16 protein-coding genes are annotated in these 15,380 nt (G+C 63.9%); 9 read left to right on the top strand and 7 right to left on the bottom strand.

Annotated features, from left to right (window positions below; genetic code table 11):
- Positions 1-85 precede the first annotated feature (85 nt).
- Positions 86-2,857: a DNA polymerase I gene (gene polA, locus GWC77_RS09620; RefSeq protein WP_173256682.1), complete on the bottom strand. Its 2,772-nt coding sequence runs from the start codon at positions 2,855-2,857 to the stop codon at positions 86-88.
- 1 nt (position 2,858) lies between these two features.
- Between polA and GWC77_RS09615 the strand changes: the two genes are divergently transcribed.
- Complete coding sequence (locus tag GWC77_RS09615; protein WP_173256681.1) at positions 2,859-3,608, top strand: TIGR00730 family Rossman fold protein; 750 nt, start codon at positions 2,859-2,861, stop codon at positions 3,606-3,608.
- 39 nt (positions 3,609-3,647) lie between these two features.
- On the opposite strand, the gene GWC77_RS09610 is transcribed toward GWC77_RS09615, so the two are convergent.
- Positions 3,648-5,168, bottom strand: a complete 1,521-nt coding sequence (locus GWC77_RS09610) for an AMP nucleosidase (RefSeq protein ID WP_173256680.1) — start codon at positions 5,166-5,168, stop codon at positions 3,648-3,650.
- Positions 5,169-5,345: 177 nt separating this feature from the next.
- Here GWC77_RS09610 and GWC77_RS09605 point away from each other — a divergent pair, with 177 nt between their 5' ends.
- The 3 genes from GWC77_RS09605 to GWC77_RS09595 all read left to right on the top strand — a co-directional run bounded on the left by GWC77_RS09605 (position 5,346) and on the right by GWC77_RS09595 (position 7,685).
- Complete coding sequence (locus GWC77_RS09605; RefSeq protein WP_173256679.1) at positions 5,346-5,747, top strand: hypothetical protein; 402 nt, start codon at positions 5,346-5,348, stop codon at positions 5,745-5,747.
- Positions 5,748-5,904: 157 nt separating this feature from the next.
- Complete coding sequence (locus tag GWC77_RS09600; RefSeq protein ID WP_173256678.1) at positions 5,905-6,900, top strand: homoserine kinase; 996 nt, start codon at positions 5,905-5,907, stop codon at positions 6,898-6,900.
- Positions 6,891-7,685: a BPSS1780 family membrane protein gene (locus GWC77_RS09595; RefSeq protein ID WP_173256677.1), complete on the top strand. Its 795-nt coding sequence runs from the start codon at positions 6,891-6,893 to the stop codon at positions 7,683-7,685. Before GWC77_RS09600 ends, GWC77_RS09595 begins: the two co-directional genes overlap by 10 nt.
- Position 7,686: 1 nt before the next feature.
- On the opposite strand, the gene GWC77_RS09590 is transcribed toward GWC77_RS09595, so the two are convergent.
- Positions 7,687-7,863 carry a DUF3563 family protein gene (locus GWC77_RS09590; protein WP_173256676.1) on the bottom strand — a complete coding sequence of 59 codons (177 nt, stop codon included), beginning with the start codon at positions 7,861-7,863 and terminating at the stop codon, positions 7,687-7,689.
- A gap of 175 nt (positions 7,864-8,038) precedes the next feature.
- Complete coding sequence (locus tag GWC77_RS09585; RefSeq protein WP_173256675.1) at positions 8,039-9,187, bottom strand: PHB depolymerase family esterase; 1,149 nt, start codon at positions 9,185-9,187, stop codon at positions 8,039-8,041.
- Positions 9,188-9,399: 212 nt separating this feature from the next.
- Here GWC77_RS09585 and GWC77_RS09580 point away from each other — a divergent pair, with 212 nt between their 5' ends.
- The 4 genes from GWC77_RS09580 (at position 9,400) to GWC77_RS09565 (ending at position 12,490) form a co-directional block, all read left to right on the top strand.
- A complete protein-coding gene (locus GWC77_RS09580) occupies positions 9,400-10,095 on the top strand; it encodes a phosphatase PAP2 family protein (protein WP_173256674.1) in 696 nt (231 codons plus the stop codon).
- Between the two features lie 137 nt (positions 10,096-10,232).
- Positions 10,233-11,030: a molybdate ABC transporter substrate-binding protein gene (gene modA, locus GWC77_RS09575; RefSeq protein WP_173256673.1), complete on the top strand. Its 798-nt coding sequence runs from the start codon at positions 10,233-10,235 to the stop codon at positions 11,028-11,030.
- 34 nt (positions 11,031-11,064) lie between these two features.
- Positions 11,065-11,739, top strand: coding sequence for a molybdate ABC transporter permease subunit (modB, locus tag GWC77_RS09570; protein ID WP_173256708.1), 675 nt, complete (start codon positions 11,065-11,067; stop codon positions 11,737-11,739).
- A gap of 1 nt (position 11,740) precedes the next feature.
- Complete coding sequence (locus GWC77_RS09565; RefSeq protein WP_173256672.1) at positions 11,741-12,490, top strand: ATP-binding cassette domain-containing protein; 750 nt, start codon at positions 11,741-11,743, stop codon at positions 12,488-12,490.
- An 18-nt stretch (positions 12,491-12,508) separates the two neighbouring features.
- Here the strand turns inward: GWC77_RS09565 and GWC77_RS09560 are convergent, their stop codons facing one another.
- Positions 12,509-13,426 carry a TOBE domain-containing protein gene (locus GWC77_RS09560; protein ID WP_173256671.1) on the bottom strand — a complete coding sequence of 306 codons (918 nt, stop codon included), beginning with the start codon at positions 13,424-13,426 and terminating at the stop codon, positions 12,509-12,511.
- An 86-nt stretch (positions 13,427-13,512) separates the two neighbouring features.
- Positions 13,513-13,899 (bottom strand): tautomerase family protein, encoded by a 387-nt coding sequence (locus GWC77_RS09555; protein WP_173256670.1) that lies wholly within the window; start codon positions 13,897-13,899, stop codon positions 13,513-13,515.
- A gap of 95 nt (positions 13,900-13,994) precedes the next feature.
- Here GWC77_RS09555 and GWC77_RS09550 point away from each other — a divergent pair, with 95 nt between their 5' ends.
- Complete coding sequence (locus GWC77_RS09550) at positions 13,995-14,858, top strand: LysR family transcriptional regulator (RefSeq protein WP_173256669.1); 864 nt, start codon at positions 13,995-13,997, stop codon at positions 14,856-14,858.
- A 53-nt stretch (positions 14,859-14,911) separates the two neighbouring features.
- On the opposite strand, the gene GWC77_RS09545 is transcribed toward GWC77_RS09550, so the two are convergent.
- Positions 14,912-15,367: a GNAT family N-acetyltransferase gene (locus GWC77_RS09545; RefSeq protein WP_173256668.1), complete on the bottom strand. Its 456-nt coding sequence runs from the start codon at positions 15,365-15,367 to the stop codon at positions 14,912-14,914.
- Positions 15,368-15,380: the final 13 nt, after the last annotated feature.

Below are 15,380 nucleotides of genomic sequence, written 5' to 3'. Positions count from 1 at the left end.
TTGCCGGCGCCCCGTATTGCGAGCGGACCACGCTTCTAAAAAAAGGCTTGGCGAGCGGCTCGCCCGCGCGAGGCCGCTCAGCGCATCAATGCGCTTCCTCCCAATTCGCGCCTGCGCCAACTTCCGCCACGAGCGGCACCTTGAGTTCGGCCACGCCGCACATCAATTGCGGCAGTTTTTCTCGCACGGTCGGCAATTCATCGTCGGGGACTTCGAGCACGAGTTCGTCGTGCACTTGCATGATCATGCGGCTCGCGGCCCGTTCGCGTTCGAGCCATCCTTGAACCGCGATCATCGACATCTTGATCAGATCGGCGGCGGTACCCTGCATCGGAGCGTTGATCGCCGCACGCTCGGCCGCCTGTCTGCGCGGTCCGTTACCGCCGTTGATTTCAGGCAGCCACAAACGCCGGCCGAACACCGTTTCGACATAGCCTTTTTGCTTGGCGCTCGCCCGCGTGTCGTCCATATAGCGCGCAACGCCTGGATAACGGGCGAAGTAGCGGTCGATGTAGAGCTTCGCGGCATCGCGCGTAATGCCGAGATTCGAAGCGAGGCCAAATGAGCTCATCCCGTAGATCAGCCCGAAGTTGATGACTTTCGCGATGCGGCGCTGGTCGTTCGTCACCTCGAGCGGCGTGACGCCGAACACCTCCGCGGCCGTTGCGCGATGGATGTCTTCGCCTTCGGCGAACGCGCGCAGCAGCGATTCGTCGCCCGAGATATGCGCCATGATTCGCAATTCGATCTGCGAGTAGTCGGCCGATACGAGCTTGCTGCCCGGCGGCGCGATGAACGCCTCGCGAATGCGGCGCCCCTCGACGGTGCGCACGGGGATGTTCTGGAGATTCGGCTCGTTCGAGGCGAGACGTCCGGTGACCGCAACGGCCTGCGCGTAGTTCGTATGAACGCGGCCCGTCTTGGCGTTGACCATACGCGGCAGCTTGTCGGTGTAAGTCGACTTCAGCTTCGATAATGCGCGGTGCTCCAGCAGCAGCTTCGGCAATGGATAGTCTTCAGCGAGCTTTTGCAACACTTCTTCATCAGTCGACGGTGCACCGCTGGGCGTCTTCTTGATCACCGGCAATTGCAAGCGTTCGAAAAAAATCTGGCCGATCTGCTTGGGCGAGCCGAGATTGAATTCGCCGCCCGCGAGCGCATAGGCTTCGCCTTCGAGTTCGATGAGCCGCCCCGCGATCTCGCTGCTCTGTTGCCGCAGTCGCTCACTATCGATCAGTACACCGTTGCGCTCGATCTTGCGCAGCACGCGCGAAGTGGGAATTTCGATGTCGCGATAGACGTGCAGCAGCCCCGGCTCGGCTTCGACTTGCGGATAGAGCGCCGTATGCAGCTGGTACGTGATATCCGCATCTTCCGCGGCATACTCGGCCGCGGCGCTGAGCGGCACTTCATCGAAGCCTATTTGCTGCGCGCCTTTGCCCGCCACGTCCTCGTATTTGATCGTTTTCACGCCGAGGTGGCGCATCGCAAGACTGTCCATATCGTGGGTACGATGCGATTCGAGCACATACGATTGAAGCAGCGTGTCGTGCTCGATGCCATCCAATGCGATGCCGTAATTGGCGAGCACTTGTTCGTCGTATTTCAGGTGCTGCCCGAGTTTTTTCCGTTCCGGGTTCTCGAGCCAGGGCCTGAGCCTGGCGAGTACCTCGTCGCGCGGCAGTTGCTCGGGCGCGTCGGGGCCGCGATGCGCCAATGGGATATAAGCGGCGCAGCCGGCGCCCACCGACAGTGAAATCCCCACGATCTGCGCCACCATCGGATCGAGAGAAGTCGTCTCCGTGTCGAACGAGGTGAGCGGCGCTGTCTCGATCTTGTCGAGCCACGCTGCGAAGTGCTCCCAGGTCTGAACGGTCTCGTAGCACCGCGGCGCATCGATGGTCGGCGCCGCTTCGGCCAACAGCACATCGGCCGCGCCGGGCTCCATGCTTTGCACCTCCTCGGCCCGCTCGATCAAAGCCTCGACTTCGCGAAGCCAGGTCTTGAAGCCGTGGCGCATGAACAGTTCGCGCAATTCGAGCGGCGACTCCGGACGCGCGACGAGCGATGTTTCGATCGACTCGACATGATTTTTCAAATCGCACGCCCGCTCGACCGTCACGAGTTTCCTGCCGAGCGGCAGGAAATCGAGCGCGCGCCGAAGGTTGTCGCCCACCGCGCCCTTGATTTCGCTGGCGCGAGCGACGATGCCATCGAGCGTTTCGTACTGCGTCAGCCACTTGACGGCTGTCTTCGGTCCGCATTTCTCGACGCCGGGAACGTTGTCCACGGTATCGCCGATCAGCGCGAGGTAATCGACGATCCGCTCGGGCGCGACACCGAACTTGGCAATGACACCGTCGCGATCGAGCGTTTCGTTCGTCATCGTATTGACGAGCGTCACGCGCTCGCTCACGAGTTGCGCCAGATCCTTGTCGCCGGTGGAAATCAGCACGTTCATGCCGCGCCGTTCGGCCTCGGCCGCCAGCGTCCCGATGACGTCGTCGGCCTCCACGCCGTCCACCATCAGGAGCGGCCAGCCCAGCGCGCGTACGGCGAAGTGAATCGGCTCGATCTGTTTCGCGAGATCGTCGGGCATGGGCGGACGATGGGCCTTGTACTGCGGATACCAATCGTCGCGGAACGTCTTGCCCTTGGCGTCGAACACGCACGCGCTATACTCTGCCGTGACGTCCTTGCGCATGCGCCGCAACATGTTGACGATTCCATAGAGCGCGCCGGTCGGGTCGCCGTCAGGACCCCGCAAGTCAGGCATTGCATGGTAAGCCCGGTAGAGATAGCTCGATCCATCGACCAATACCAGAGTCTTACCTTCCAGGTTCCGTTCTACAGGCATTATGAACAAGAGAAGAAAAGTGATTCCGAGTCTGCGATCGCTCGCAGACCAAGAGCGCGCGACAGCCAAAAAGGCCCGCGCATCGTGGCAGATGTTCACGATTATGGCAGAGTTCATCGAGGCCACCGAGTACCTCTCGGAGATCCGCCCGGCCGTGAGCATCTATGGTTCGGCGCGGCTCAAGCCGAACTCGCCCTACTACAAGCTCGCCACGCAAATCGCGCGCAAGCTCTCGGACGCGGGCTTCGCCGTCATTTCGGGCGGCGGCCCGGGCATCATGGCCGCCGCGAACAAGGGCGCGCATGCCGGCAAGGCGCCATCGGTCGGCCTCAATATCGAATTGCCGCACGAGCAATCCGGCAATCAGTGGCAGGATATTTCGCTGCGCTTTCGCCACTTCTTTACGCGTAAAGTCACGTTCGTCAAGAACTCGGATGCCGTGATCGTCATGCCCGGGGGGTTCGGCACGCTCGACGAGCTCGCCGAAGTGCTCACGCTGATCCAGACCAAGAAGTCGCGCCACGTTCCGATCATTCTGGTGGGTGGCGAGTTCTGGAAAGGCTTGCTCGGCTGGTTCGAGAGCGCCCTCGTGCCGATGGGCCTCATCAACCCCGAGGACATGAATCTGATGCAGGTCATCGACGAGCCCGACCAGGTGCTCGAGGCCGTGCTCGCGTTCTACGAGGATCGCGAAGAGGCGGAACACCAGGCGCCCGCCAAGGCCGACGAGGACCGGATGTTCTATTTCTGATGCGGGACGTATCTCTCGGGCGCTTCAGCTCCCGTAGCGCTATTGGAACGCCACCTCGGCAAAGCTGCGCAGCTTGCGGCTATGCAGCCGGTCGAGCCCGTTCATCCGCAACAGCTCCATCGCCTTGACGCCGATCTGCAGGTGCTGATCCACCTGGGCACGATAGAACTGATCGGCCATGCCGGGAAGCTTGAGCTCGCCATGCAACGGTTTATCCGATACGCACAGCAAAGTCCCGTAGGGAACGCGGAAACGAAAACCGTTGGCGGCGATCGTCGCGCTCTCCATGTCGAGCGCGACAGCTCGGCTTTGCGATAGCCGCTGCACCGGCTCGCGGTGATCCCGCAGTTCCCAGTTACGATTGTCGACACTTGCGACGGTACCCGTGCGCATCACGCGCTTGAGTTCCGCGCCCTCGAGCCGCGTCACGTGCGCGACGGCGCGCTCGAGCGCGACCTGCACTTCGGCCAGCGCGGGAATCGGCACCCATAGCGGCAAGTCGGCATCGAGCACGTGATCCTCGCGCACGTACCCGTGAGCGAGTACGTAGTCGCCAAGGCGCTGCGTGTTACGCAGCCCCGCGCAGTGGCCCAGCATGACCCAGGCGTGCGGCCGCAACACCGCGATGTGATCGGTGATCGTCTTCGCATTCGACGGCCCCACCCCGATGTTGATCATCGTGATGCCGCTGCCGTCAGCGCGCTTGAGGTGATAGGCCGGCATCTGCGGCAACCGGGCCGGCAAGGTGCCCTCATCGGGCTGCTCGCCGAGGTTGGCGTTGTAGGTCACGACATCGCCGGGCTCGACGAACGACGTGTACTCGCTCCGATAGGCGCGCAGTTCCTCATCGTCGGTGCGCGCCATCAACGAACGGCCGAGCTTCGTGAACTCGTCGATATAGAACTGATAGTTCGTATACAGGACGTAGTTCTGGAAATGCGTGGGCGAAGTCGCGGTGTAGTGTCTGAGCCGATGCAGCGAGAAATCGACTCGCGGCGCCGTGAAAAGCGCAAGCGGGTACGGTTCGCCGGGAGCCGGCTCGTAGGTCCCGTTGACGATGCGGTCGTCGAGCTGCGCGAGATCGGGCGTATCGAAGACGTCGCGCATCGCCATGAGCCGGTCCCGCCCGAGGTCGCCTTCGAGATGGATGCCTTCGGCGAAGGCGAAATGAATCGGAATGGGCTGCTGCGACACGCCCACCTCGATCGTCACATTGTGATTTCGGGCAAGCAGCCGCAGCTGCTCGCGATAATAATTGCCAAAGAGATCGGGCCGCGTGACAGTGGTCTCGTAGACGCCGGGGCCGGCGACGAACCCATACGAGCGGCGCGAGTCCACGCGTGTGTTGACTTCGGTCTGCAACCGCACGAACGGATAGCAAGCGCGCACGCGCTCCGTGAACGGCTCATTGCGCCGGTAGCGTGCGAACGCGTCGCGCAAAAACGCCGTGTTCGCTTCGTACACGGCCGAAAGCCGCGTGACGGCGTCGGCCGCATCGGTGAAAGACTGTGTCGGAAAATCGCTCGGACGCAACGGTCCGGCATGCGGTTTCACGTTCATGTCGTTTTTCATTTTCGTTTGCCTCGCTCGATGCGACGACATTACCACGAACCGCACCGTCTCCGCGGCTCCGGCGCTGAGCCGCCGGGGGCTGGGCGCGCGCAAAAACATACGCGCCCAAGCGCCGGAAAGGAGGGCGCATTTGCTAGAATCGAGAGATTCCCTCGGAGAAAAATCATGAAGCCGTATCTTCCCGTCGCCGTAGCGATCGCCGCGTGGTTTGCCGCGGCGAATCCGGCCGCGGCGGCGCAATCCGCCAACGACGCCCAGACGCGCGCGCAGCGTCATGCCGCCAATGAGGCCGCGGGCCTGCCCGATCTGGAAGCCATCAATCGTCCGGCAGCGGAAGTCTCGTCGAAAGTGGATATCAACGTACCGCGCACCCCGAGCTATTACGAAAAGAGTCCGAGCGGCACCGTCATCACCGAATATCGCGACAAGGGCAAACCGGTCGAAATCGACGTCCGCTCGAATTTCGGCACGCACTATCAGATGAGCGCACCGCCCGACACGTCGCCCAAGGTGCGTGACAATGGCCAACCCAGTACCCGTTTGCCGTCGATCAACCTGCGCTACTGATCGCGCCCGCCGCGCCGGCGGGCCGTGACGCCCGCCTCGGGCTGAAATGGCCCGCGCGCGGCTTCGGTTGCAACCGCTCCAAGGCATACCGCCGCCGCCCCACCCCGCGCTTTCCCGGGCCGCTCCTTTTCACACCGAATCCGAAGTCTCTTTCCGCATGGCTGTCTTTACCGTCGTCACCGAAGCCGACCTGTCCGCATGGATGCGGCACTACGATCTGGGCGATGTCGTCGATTTCCGCGGCATCAGTTCGGGCATCGAAAACAGCAACTTTTTTCTGACGACGACGCGCGGCGATTACGTGCTGACGGTCTTCGAAAAGCTCACCGCCGAACAGTTGCCGTTCTATCTGGATCTGATGCGCCACCTCGCGTCGCACAGCGTGCCGGTTCCGGATCCGGTCCCCCGCGATGACGGCATGCTTTTCGGCATGCTCCACGGCAAACCGGCCGCGATCGTCACGAAGCTCGAAGGCGCGGCCGAGCTCAGCCCGGGCGTCGAGCACTGCGAGGAGGTCGGCCGGATGCTGGCGCGCATGCACCTGGCCGGCCGCGATTTCGCCCCGCACCAACCCAATCTGCGCAGCCTGGGGTGGTGGACCGAAACGGTTCCCGCCATCGTGCCTTTCGTCTCCGGAGCGCAGCGCGATCTGCTCGTGAGCGAGCTCGCCCATCAAACGCGGTTCTTCGGGTCGCACGACTACGCCGCGCTGCCGGGCGGACCTTGCCATTGCGATCTGTTCCGCGACAACGTCCTATTCGCGCCGGCGGAGCCCGGCACCGGCCACCGCGTCCGTCTGGGCGGATTTTTCGACTTCTATTTCGCGGGTTGCGACAAGTGGCTTTTCGATGTCGCCGTAACGGTCAACGACTGGTGCATCGAACTGGCGACAGGACAACTGGACCGGGTGCGACTGGAGGCGATGCTGCGCGCATACCAGACGGTGCGTCCGTTCACACGCGAGGAATGCCTGCATTGGAACGACATGCTGCGCGCGGGTGCCTATCGCTTCTGGGTGTCTCGCCTATACGACTTCTATTTGCCGCGGGCGGCCGCGATGTTGCAGCCCCATGACCCGGCTCATTTCGAGCGCGTCCTGCTCGCGCGCCTGACGGCCGCGTCCACCCCCCACGCTTTCTCCCTATGCAATTGATCGAAGTTCCCGCGAAGACGGGCTACGCCTGGTATCGGCAAGGCATCTGGCTCTTTCGCAGAAACCCGCTGGCTTTCCTGACGATTTTCGCGACCTATCTGTTGGCCATGTGGCTGGTCTCGATGATCCCGCTCGTTGGCGGCGTGCTGCCGCTCGCGTTCATTCCCGGCGTCGCGGTAGGTTTCATGGCCGCCTGCCGCGACACGGTCGAGGGTAAAGCGGTGTTGCCGATCGTTCTGATCGACGGCTTCCGCTCGTACGGAGGGGTGGCTGCAAGACGGCTGCTGAAGCTCGGCGCGCTTTATGTCGTGGCGATCGTGCTCGTTTTCGCGGCTTCGGCGCTCGTGGACGGCGGGGCGCTCTTTACCTTGATGTTGGGCGCCGCCGACAAGACGCCGCCGGCTCCAAGCTCCGACATGCCGCTCGGGGGGCTCGTGGCGCTGGCCTGCTACGTGCCGGTGGCCATGTTGTTCTGGTTCGCGCCGGTATTGGCCGCCTGGCACGACGTGCCGCCCATCAAGGCGATGTTCTTCAGCGTTGTGAGTTGCTGGCGCAATCGCGGCGCATTCATCGTCTACGCCGCGCTTTGGTTCGTCACGATGACGTTGACGTCGATTGCAGTCTCGCTCTTGATGGATGCGCTAGGCGCGGGCTCATTCGTGATCGTGGCGCTCTTTCCCGCCACGATCACGCTGACAACGATGCTTTACTGCTCGTTTTATGCAACGTATAGGGGGTGTTTCGTCCCGAACGCGGAGACACACCCCGCAGAGCCGACGCTCTAGCTCAGCGATGGCTCAACCATGCAGTGGAAGGGATCGCGGCTTCGCGATCGAGCTTGCGCATGCGGTATTCCAGATCGTACAGATCCGTGGCTTCCGAGAGATAGGCGTTGTCGCGGGCTTGCTTGCGCTCGTCGGCGGTCTTCGTCAGGAAAAGGAACAAGCGGCTGAGCAGAAACATGGTGGACCTCACTGAGTTAGGTGCTGACACCTAGGTATTTACCCGTATTATAGGGAAAACCCCTATCGGAATGCCAGGACTTTTTTCGGCCCGGGGATCGCGGTGTGGTGTTTTCGCATCAACTCGTGAAGAGCACACATCGTACGGAGACCGGGCAAGGCGGCGCCCGTGGGGCTCAGCGACCGGCCGCAGCTTCGCGGCGGCGAACCGGCGTGCTGTCACGCTGGCGCTGCTGGTACCGCAGGAATTCCCAGATCAACGCGCTCGCATCGGGCCCCTTGCGCGAGTGGAATGGAATCGCTTCGTCGCCACCGGCCCAGGCGTGCCCTAGACCGCGGATGAGACATAAGCGAACGACGCGTCGCCCACGCGCCGTGAAATCGCGAATGAGGGCGTCCGCGCTCGATGTCTCGCGCGAAGTACCGACTTTGGGTGTGCCCTGGGCGTCGACGAGGCCGTTCAAATACAGAAACTGCGCCGTCAACTGCTCGGCATTCCGAGGCGCCACCACCGCGTCCCCTTCGCCTTGAACGATGATGGCCGGCATGCCCGGATATGTGGCCGGATCGATAGCGGCCGCCGCGAGCGCCAGCGGATCGCGCCGCGCGCCCCGGCGCATGACGTCCATTGCCGTCATGCCCGAATGGGCCTCGCCCCAGGCCGGGGCCGAGTGCAAGGCGACAGCGGCGAAGCGATCCGGCCAGTGCAGTGCCAGCAAGGAGGCCAGTCCTCCCCCAGCGGAAAGACCGACCACGTAGACCCGCTCGGCGTCGAAGCCGTATCGATCGATCAGCGCGTCGACCAGCGAAACGACCGCACGCGCTTCGCCGCGGCCCGCCGTATCACGATCGTCGTACCAATGCCAACATCGATGCGCATGCGCGTGAGAAGACTGCTCGGGGTACACGACGGCAAAGCCTTGCGCATCCGCGAGCAAGTTCATGCGCGTGCCGGCCGCGAATTCGTCGATGGTCTGCTTGCAGCCGTGAAGCATGACGACGAGCGGCATCTTCAGCGTGGATTTGACTGGCGGCCGGTACAGACCGTATGACAAATGATGGACCAGCCGACCGGGCGACGGGGGCGCCGAATGAAAAGAGCGGGTCCAGCTTCCCTTGGCCCATGCCGCGGCACGCGGTCGCACACGCGATTCGGGCGCTTCACGCCGCTTCGCGGCAACAGCCCTGGTTGGCGTTGCAGCCTTGGCGGCGCTGCCCGTGCGCGAGCGACGCTGCTTTTTTGTTGCGGCGCGCAAATATTGGGCCTGCGCAGATACGAGACGTTTAATGCTGCGAAGCCAGATTTTACTAAGCCCTTTCGTCATCTACAGGATCTCCCAAAGGTAGGACCGTGCTGGCAGCCATCTTTCATGACGCAATGCACAATACTACCCCCTGTCGATGCGCCGCGCTCGTCCGCCGACGCTGCCGCTATACTCTGTTCGTTCGCGCACGGTTTTTGTCGTCCTTGCGGCCGGCTCGCGCGTTGTGAACGTATGATCAAGCCGGACGCAGCACGCGAACGGCATCCCCCGTTATGTACGACCTGCCGCTTCACCTCTGGTATTCGATCACGCGCCTCGGCGGCGCGGGTCTCACGTTGCCGCTCGCGTTGACCATCGCGTTGTGGCTCGCGCTCGGCTATACATGGCGGCTGGCGCTTGCATGGCTCGGGCTGCTCGCGGGCGCCGTGGGTATCGTCGCGCTCACGAAAATCGCCTTTCTCGGATGGGGTGTCGGTGTCCGAGCCTGGGACTTCACCGGCGTGAGCGGCCATGCCATGCTCTCGACCGCTGTCTATCCCGTCGGTATCTTTCTGATCCTGTTGCCGGCGCGCGCGCAGGTGCGTATCGCCGGTATCGCGATCGGGCTCGCCGCCGGGGTCGCGGTCGGCCTGTCCCGCGTGGTATTGGACGCGCATTCGCCGTCCGAGGCCGTGGCGGGGTGCGGCGTCGGGGCCCTCGTCGCCGTGCTGTTCGCCAGGTATGCGTGGAATGCGCGGCCGGGCAAACTGTCGGTCGTTCCCGTCGCGGTCAGTCTGTTGATGCTGGCCGTAGCCCTGCACGACGTGCGCGTTCCGACCCAACGCTGGATCACCCACGTCGCCCTTCATTTATCGGGACGCGAGCGGCCGTTCATTCGTGCACGCTGGAAAGCCCGCATCGAGGCGCCACGGCGAGCGCCCGCAGCCGTCTTGCCGCGCGACGCCGCGCTCGGGCCCGGCGTAGCCTGAAAACCGGTCCGCGTCCGGCGTCATCGACCCATTGCACCTTCCTTTGCGCGAGGAATGGACTCCCACTACCGTGCGTGGGCGAACCGTTATAACCTCGGTTATATTACGATAGCGTTTTCACTCCGACCCTGCGCCTCATGATCTTGTTTTCGCCTTCCGGGCGCACCGGTGCCCGGCTCGCCGCAGCGGCCGTCGCGGTACTCGGCTGCGTTTCCCATCAAGCGGCTCGCGCCGATGAACTCGTCGTATCCGCCGCCGCCAGCCTGACGGACGCCTTCAAGAACATCGCCGCAGCGTTCGAGCAACAGCATCCCGGGACGAAGGTGATCCTCAATTTCGGCGCTTCGGACATTCTCATGCGGCAAATTGTGAACGGCGCGCCGGCCGACGTCTTCGCGTCCGCAGACCAGACGGCGATGGACAAAGCCGTAGGCGCGGGGGTGATCGATACTGCGTCGCGCGTCGACTTCGCCGCAAATTCGCTGGTGATGATCGTGCCGGCCGACGGCAAGTTGGCGCTCAAGACGCCGCAGGAGCTCGCCACGCGTTCGGACGTCGCACACGTCGCACTCGCCGATCCGGCGTCGGTGCCCGCGGGCCGCTACACGCAAAAAGCGCTCGAAGCAGACAGCAAGCAACTGTGGGAAGCGATCAAGGCGAAGGCGGTACTGGCGACCAACGTTCGGCAGTGCCTCGATTACGTCGCGCGCGGAGAAGTCGAAGCGGGGTTCGTCTTCGGCACGGATGCCGCCATTGCCGCGCGGCGCGTGAAAGTCGCGGCAACGCTGCCGACGCCGCAACCGATCGCCTACCCCATCGCCATCGTCAAAACGAGCCAGCACGCCGGCGAGGCGAAGGCATTCGTCGATTACGTGCGCTCCCCGGCGGGACGAACTACCCTCGTCAAATACGGCTTCAAGCCGGCCGCGCAATGATCGACATTGATGCCTGCACACGGGCCGACCGATGATGGAACCCGCCTGGACGCCTCTGCTCCTCTCGTTGAAAGTTGCCGGATGGGCCACCGCGCTCGATCTCGTGCTTGGCGTTGCAGTTGGGCTCGCGCTCGCGCGTTGGCGATCCGGCGCGCGCGACATCGTCGATTCGCTGCTGACGTTACCGCTCGTCATGCCGCCCACGGTGCTCGGGTATTACCTCCTGGTGTTGCTCGGCCGGCGGGGCGTGGTGGGCGGACAGCTCGAGTCGTTGGGCATTCACCTCGTTTTCAGCTGGCAAGGTGCCGTCGTCGCGGCGATGGTGGCTGCGTTCCCGCTGGTATTGAAGTCGGCGCGGGCCGCGTTCGAGGCCGTGGAACCTCAATTCGAACAGGCGGGGCGCACGCTGGGGCTCGGGGAAACGGCGCTCTTTTTCCGCGTCACGCTGCCCCTTGCCGCGCGCGGTATTCTCGCCGGCGCACTGCTCGCTTTTGCACGTGCGCTGGGCGAGTTCGGCGCCACGCTCATGATCGCGGGCAATCTGCCCGGACGCACGCAGACGCTATCGGTCGCGGTCTACGCCGCCGTGCAAGCGGGCGACGATGCAACCGCCAACACGCTCGTGCTCGTGACGTCTGTCGTCTGCGTCGCGGTGCTGCTCATTGCCGGACGGCTCGTTCCGCAACATTCGCTTTTGACTTCGCGCTGAGATGACAGGATCGAACGGTTCCACGCTCGCTGCACGCGCCACCGACGCACCGCGGACGGTCCTTTCCGTCGCCATCCGGAAAACGCTGGTCACGCGCGAGCGGCGCTTCACGCTCGACGTCTCGTTCGAGGCCAATTGCCGCCGTATCGTGCTGTTCGGCCCGTCGGGGGCCGGCAAGACGCTGACGTTGCAGGCGATCGCGGGTCTATTGCGGCCCGACGACGGCGTCATCTCGCTCGCGGGCAAGACCCTTTTCGACTCGGCGCACGGCATCGATCTGCCCGCGCGCGAACGCGGCGCGGCCTATCTCTTTCAAGACTATGCGCTCTTCCCGCATCTGAACGTCCGGCAGAACATCGGGTTTTCGTTGCGGCGAGGCTGGCTCAACCCGGGCGCGCGGCAAGCGCACGAGTCCGTCGATTACTGGATCGATGCCTTCGCGCTCGAAAGCGTAGCCGGCAATTATCCCGCGCAGTTGTCGGGCGGCCAGAAACAACGCGTTGCGCTCGCGCGCGCGCTCGTTTCCCAGCCGAACATGCTGCTGCTCGACGAACCGTTCGCCGCGCTCGACGCCGGCATGCGCGAGCGGACGCGGCGCGAACTGGCGGAGCTGCAGGCGCGCCTCGACATTCCGATGGTTTTGATTACGCACGATGCGGCCGATGTCGCAGCGTTCGGGGATCAAGTCATTCGACTGCAAGAAGGCAAGGTGGCAGACAACCCGCCGCTCCACGCGCTCGCGGCGCACTGAGCGACCCGCTCACGCAAATCAGCCGTCCGTTCCGAGAATCACGCTCGACGCCTTGAATGCCGCGATAGCGGGCATCCCAACGGAGAGCCCCAGTTCGCGGACGCTCTCGTTCGTGACAACGGCCGTCACGACCGTGGGAGCAGGCGCCGCTGCGGCATCGTCCGTGGCAGCGCCGGCATCGAGCACGAGCGATACTTCAGCGTTCACGGCGCCCGGAACGATCTGGCTGATGCGGCCGTGCAGTTGATTGCGCGCCGAAAGACGCAAGGGCGCGACGCTGTCCAGGTTGTCCGGGTTGCCGACGGCAAGCATGACCCACGACGCCTTGACGAGCGCGTAAGCCGTTGCGCCCTCGGTCAAGCCGAGCGTTTCGGTACTCTCGCGCGTGATCACAGCTACGATCTGCTGTCCGCCCGGCAACTTCATCGTCACTTCGTCGTTGACGGCCCCATGTGCGATCGACACGATCGTTCCGACCAGCTGATTGCGCGCGCTCGTTCGCATACCGATTCTTCCTATCAATGCCCAATCGCGGGCGAAGTCTTCGATCCCCGCGCTCACGTGCTCGATGAACTTTCGGTGCTCCCGCTCGATGGCGCGGAACGTCTCGATAAGACGTTCGCCGCGCGGAGTCAGTGTCGTGCCGCCGCCGCCCTTGCCTCCCGTCGCGCGCACGACGAGCGCAACCCCTGCGAGGTTGTTCATCGCATCGATTGCATCCCACGCCGCTTTGTAGCTGATGCCGACGGCTTTGGCCGCGCCGGTGATGGAGCCGGTTTCGCGGATCGCCGCGAGCAACGCGATGCGCGCCGCCCCGGCCAGCGTTTCGCCGCCCGCGCTGAGCCAAAGCGAGCCACCGAGCCCGAACGCCCCGGCTCGGGCGTTCGCCTGCGGGCCGGAATCGGGCGTTGCACGGGACGGTGGCACTTCGCTCATGGGCTCGACGGGAACAGGAACAGCAACGGTTGGCGGAAACGTGAATCGACGCCGCCCATTATAGGCACCCGCGCTGCCCCACCGGCTCAACGCTTGACGTACTGCGCCACACCATGACCGAACGACCAGTTTTCCGGCAGCACCTCCACGAGATTGATGAACACGTCTTCCGGCCGCAAACCCGGCCGTTCGGCCAGCAGCTCGACGATGCGCCGGTATAGCGCCTCCTTTTGCTCGAGACCGCGCGTATTGCTGACGGTCAACTGAATGACGACGAAGTCGTCGGTGCGCTCGATTCCGAGGTATTGCCGGTTATAGACCCGGTACCCGGGGGCGTGCTCGTCGATGAGGACGAATTGATCGTCCTCCGGAACGTTGAACGTTTCGACGAGCGCGCGTTGTACACCGTCGACCAAGGCCGCGCGATAGGCGTCGGATTTGCCGGCGCCGAGCGAAATACGAGTGAGTGGCATGACTGTCTCCGCGTTGAACGATGGAGTAGGCAGAATAAGTTCGGTCCATCATAATGAACAGTCATCTATCGATATTTCATTCATTTCGTTTGAAAATGAAAGTATTGGACCTCGATGCGGTTCGGGCGTTCGTCCACGTCGCGGACCTGCGCAGTTTCACCCGGGCGGGCGAGATGCTGGAGACGACGCAGTCGGCGGTCAGCCTTAAGATCAAGCGCCTCGAAGCCCAACTCGGCAAGGCGCTGTTCGAGCGTACGCCGCGCTCCGTGCGACTCTCGGCCGCGGGCGATGCGTTTCTCGAATCGGCGCGCCGCCTGCTCGATGCACACGAGCAGGCGCTGACATCGCTTGGAACCGAACGCGCCCGGTTACGAGTCGGTCTCAGCGAACACGCCTCGGGACCGCAGCTGCCCCAACTCGTTGCCGGCCTGCACCGGCACGATCCGCAACTCGTCGTGGAAATGCATCTGGGACTGTCGGCGGCACTCCTTGCGCAATACGACGAGCGGCAACTCGATGCCTGCATCGTGCGCTACGAGGCCAACGAAACACCGGCATGGCGTGCGCGCAGCGATGCCGAGGCACTCTTCGTCGAACCGCTCGTATGGGTCGCCGCACCGGGCTGGAAGCGTACTGCCGGAATCCCGTTGCCGCTCGCCACGCTGGCCGGTCCGTGCGGCGTGCGCTCGGTGGCATTGCAAACGCTGGATCGGGCCCACATCGCCTGGCAGGAAACGTTCGTCGGCGGTGGGATCGCGGCCGTTGGCGCCGCGGTAGCCGCCGGCCTTGCGGTATCGGCGCTCGCGCGGCGCGTGGCGCCCGTCGGCCTCGTGGATATTGGCAGCGCCGCGGGACTGCCGCCGTTGCCGCGGTCGCACATCGTCCTTCATTCGCGAGTGCGCGAGCCGCGCGCTCATTCGGCACTGCGCATTCTCGCGGCGGGACTGGCGCGAAGTTGAGGCGAGTCCCGCACGGGCCGCCCGACGGATAAAGCCGGCGGCTCGGTTCGGGTTCAGCTCGACGGGAAATCGATCACGTAGCGCACGAAACCGCTGTGCGGCGTGTAGCGGTCATACAGCGCGCGAGCGCGGTAGTTGTTCTCCTTCGTATTCCAATAGAGCCGCGACCAACCCTTGCGCTTCGCCTCGTCGACGAGCCAGTCGATCAACTGCCCGCCGATGCCTTCGCCACGAATCGCCGGATCGACGAATAAATCCTGCAGATAGCAAACCGGCCTCAGTTGCGAAGTGCTTTCATGCACGAGATAGTTGGCGATGCCGATGACGAAGCCGTCGTCGCGCTCGGCGACGATCGCATGGACCGGGGAACTCGGATCCAGAATGCGCGCCCAGGCATGGTGCGTCACTTCTTCCGACGGGGTGCGCTCGTAAAAGCGCGTGTAGCCGTCCCACAGCTCGCGCCAGCGTGAGGCGTCATGCGCCTGCGCTTTCCGTATCGTGACGGTCATCCGGTTGGCTCCA

The sequence above is a fragment of the Paraburkholderia sp. NMBU_R16 genome, from assembly GCF_013282575.1.
Classification (GTDB): Bacteria; Pseudomonadota; Gammaproteobacteria; order Burkholderiales; family Burkholderiaceae; genus Trinickia.
This window is presented reverse-complemented; position numbering and strand designations above follow the sequence as displayed.

Coding starts and splice junctions, on each gene's coding strand:
- polA (WP_173256682.1), bottom strand. CDS start 2,857: ATGCCTGTAGAACGGAACCTGGAAGGTAAGACTCTGGTATTGGTCGAT.
- GWC77_RS09615 (WP_173256681.1), top strand. CDS start 2,859: ATGAACAAGAGAAGAAAAGTGATTCCGAGTCTGCGATCGCTCGCAGAC.
- GWC77_RS09610 (WP_173256680.1), bottom strand. CDS start 5,168: ATGAACGTGAAACCGCATGCCGGACCGTTGCGTCCGAGCGATTTTCCG.
- GWC77_RS09605 (WP_173256679.1), top strand. CDS start 5,346: ATGAAGCCGTATCTTCCCGTCGCCGTAGCGATCGCCGCGTGGTTTGCC.
- GWC77_RS09600 (WP_173256678.1), top strand. CDS start 5,905: ATGGCTGTCTTTACCGTCGTCACCGAAGCCGACCTGTCCGCATGGATG.
- GWC77_RS09595 (WP_173256677.1), top strand. CDS start 6,891: ATGCAATTGATCGAAGTTCCCGCGAAGACGGGCTACGCCTGGTATCGG.
- GWC77_RS09590 (WP_173256676.1), bottom strand. CDS start 7,863: ATGTTTCTGCTCAGCCGCTTGTTCCTTTTCCTGACGAAGACCGCCGAC.
- GWC77_RS09585 (WP_173256675.1), bottom strand. CDS start 9,187: ATGACGAAAGGGCTTAGTAAAATCTGGCTTCGCAGCATTAAACGTCTC.
- GWC77_RS09580 (WP_173256674.1), top strand. CDS start 9,400: ATGTACGACCTGCCGCTTCACCTCTGGTATTCGATCACGCGCCTCGGC.
- modA (WP_173256673.1), top strand. CDS start 10,233: ATGATCTTGTTTTCGCCTTCCGGGCGCACCGGTGCCCGGCTCGCCGCA.
- modB (WP_173256708.1), top strand. CDS start 11,065: ATGGAACCCGCCTGGACGCCTCTGCTCCTCTCGTTGAAAGTTGCCGGA.
- GWC77_RS09565 (WP_173256672.1), top strand. CDS start 11,741: ATGACAGGATCGAACGGTTCCACGCTCGCTGCACGCGCCACCGACGCA.
- GWC77_RS09560 (WP_173256671.1), bottom strand. CDS start 13,426: ATGAGCGAAGTGCCACCGTCCCGTGCAACGCCCGATTCCGGCCCGCAG.
- GWC77_RS09555 (WP_173256670.1), bottom strand. CDS start 13,899: ATGCCACTCACTCGTATTTCGCTCGGCGCCGGCAAATCCGACGCCTAT.
- GWC77_RS09550 (WP_173256669.1), top strand. CDS start 13,995: ATGAAAGTATTGGACCTCGATGCGGTTCGGGCGTTCGTCCACGTCGCG.
- GWC77_RS09545 (WP_173256668.1), bottom strand. CDS start 15,367: ATGACCGTCACGATACGGAAAGCGCAGGCGCATGACGCCTCACGCTGG.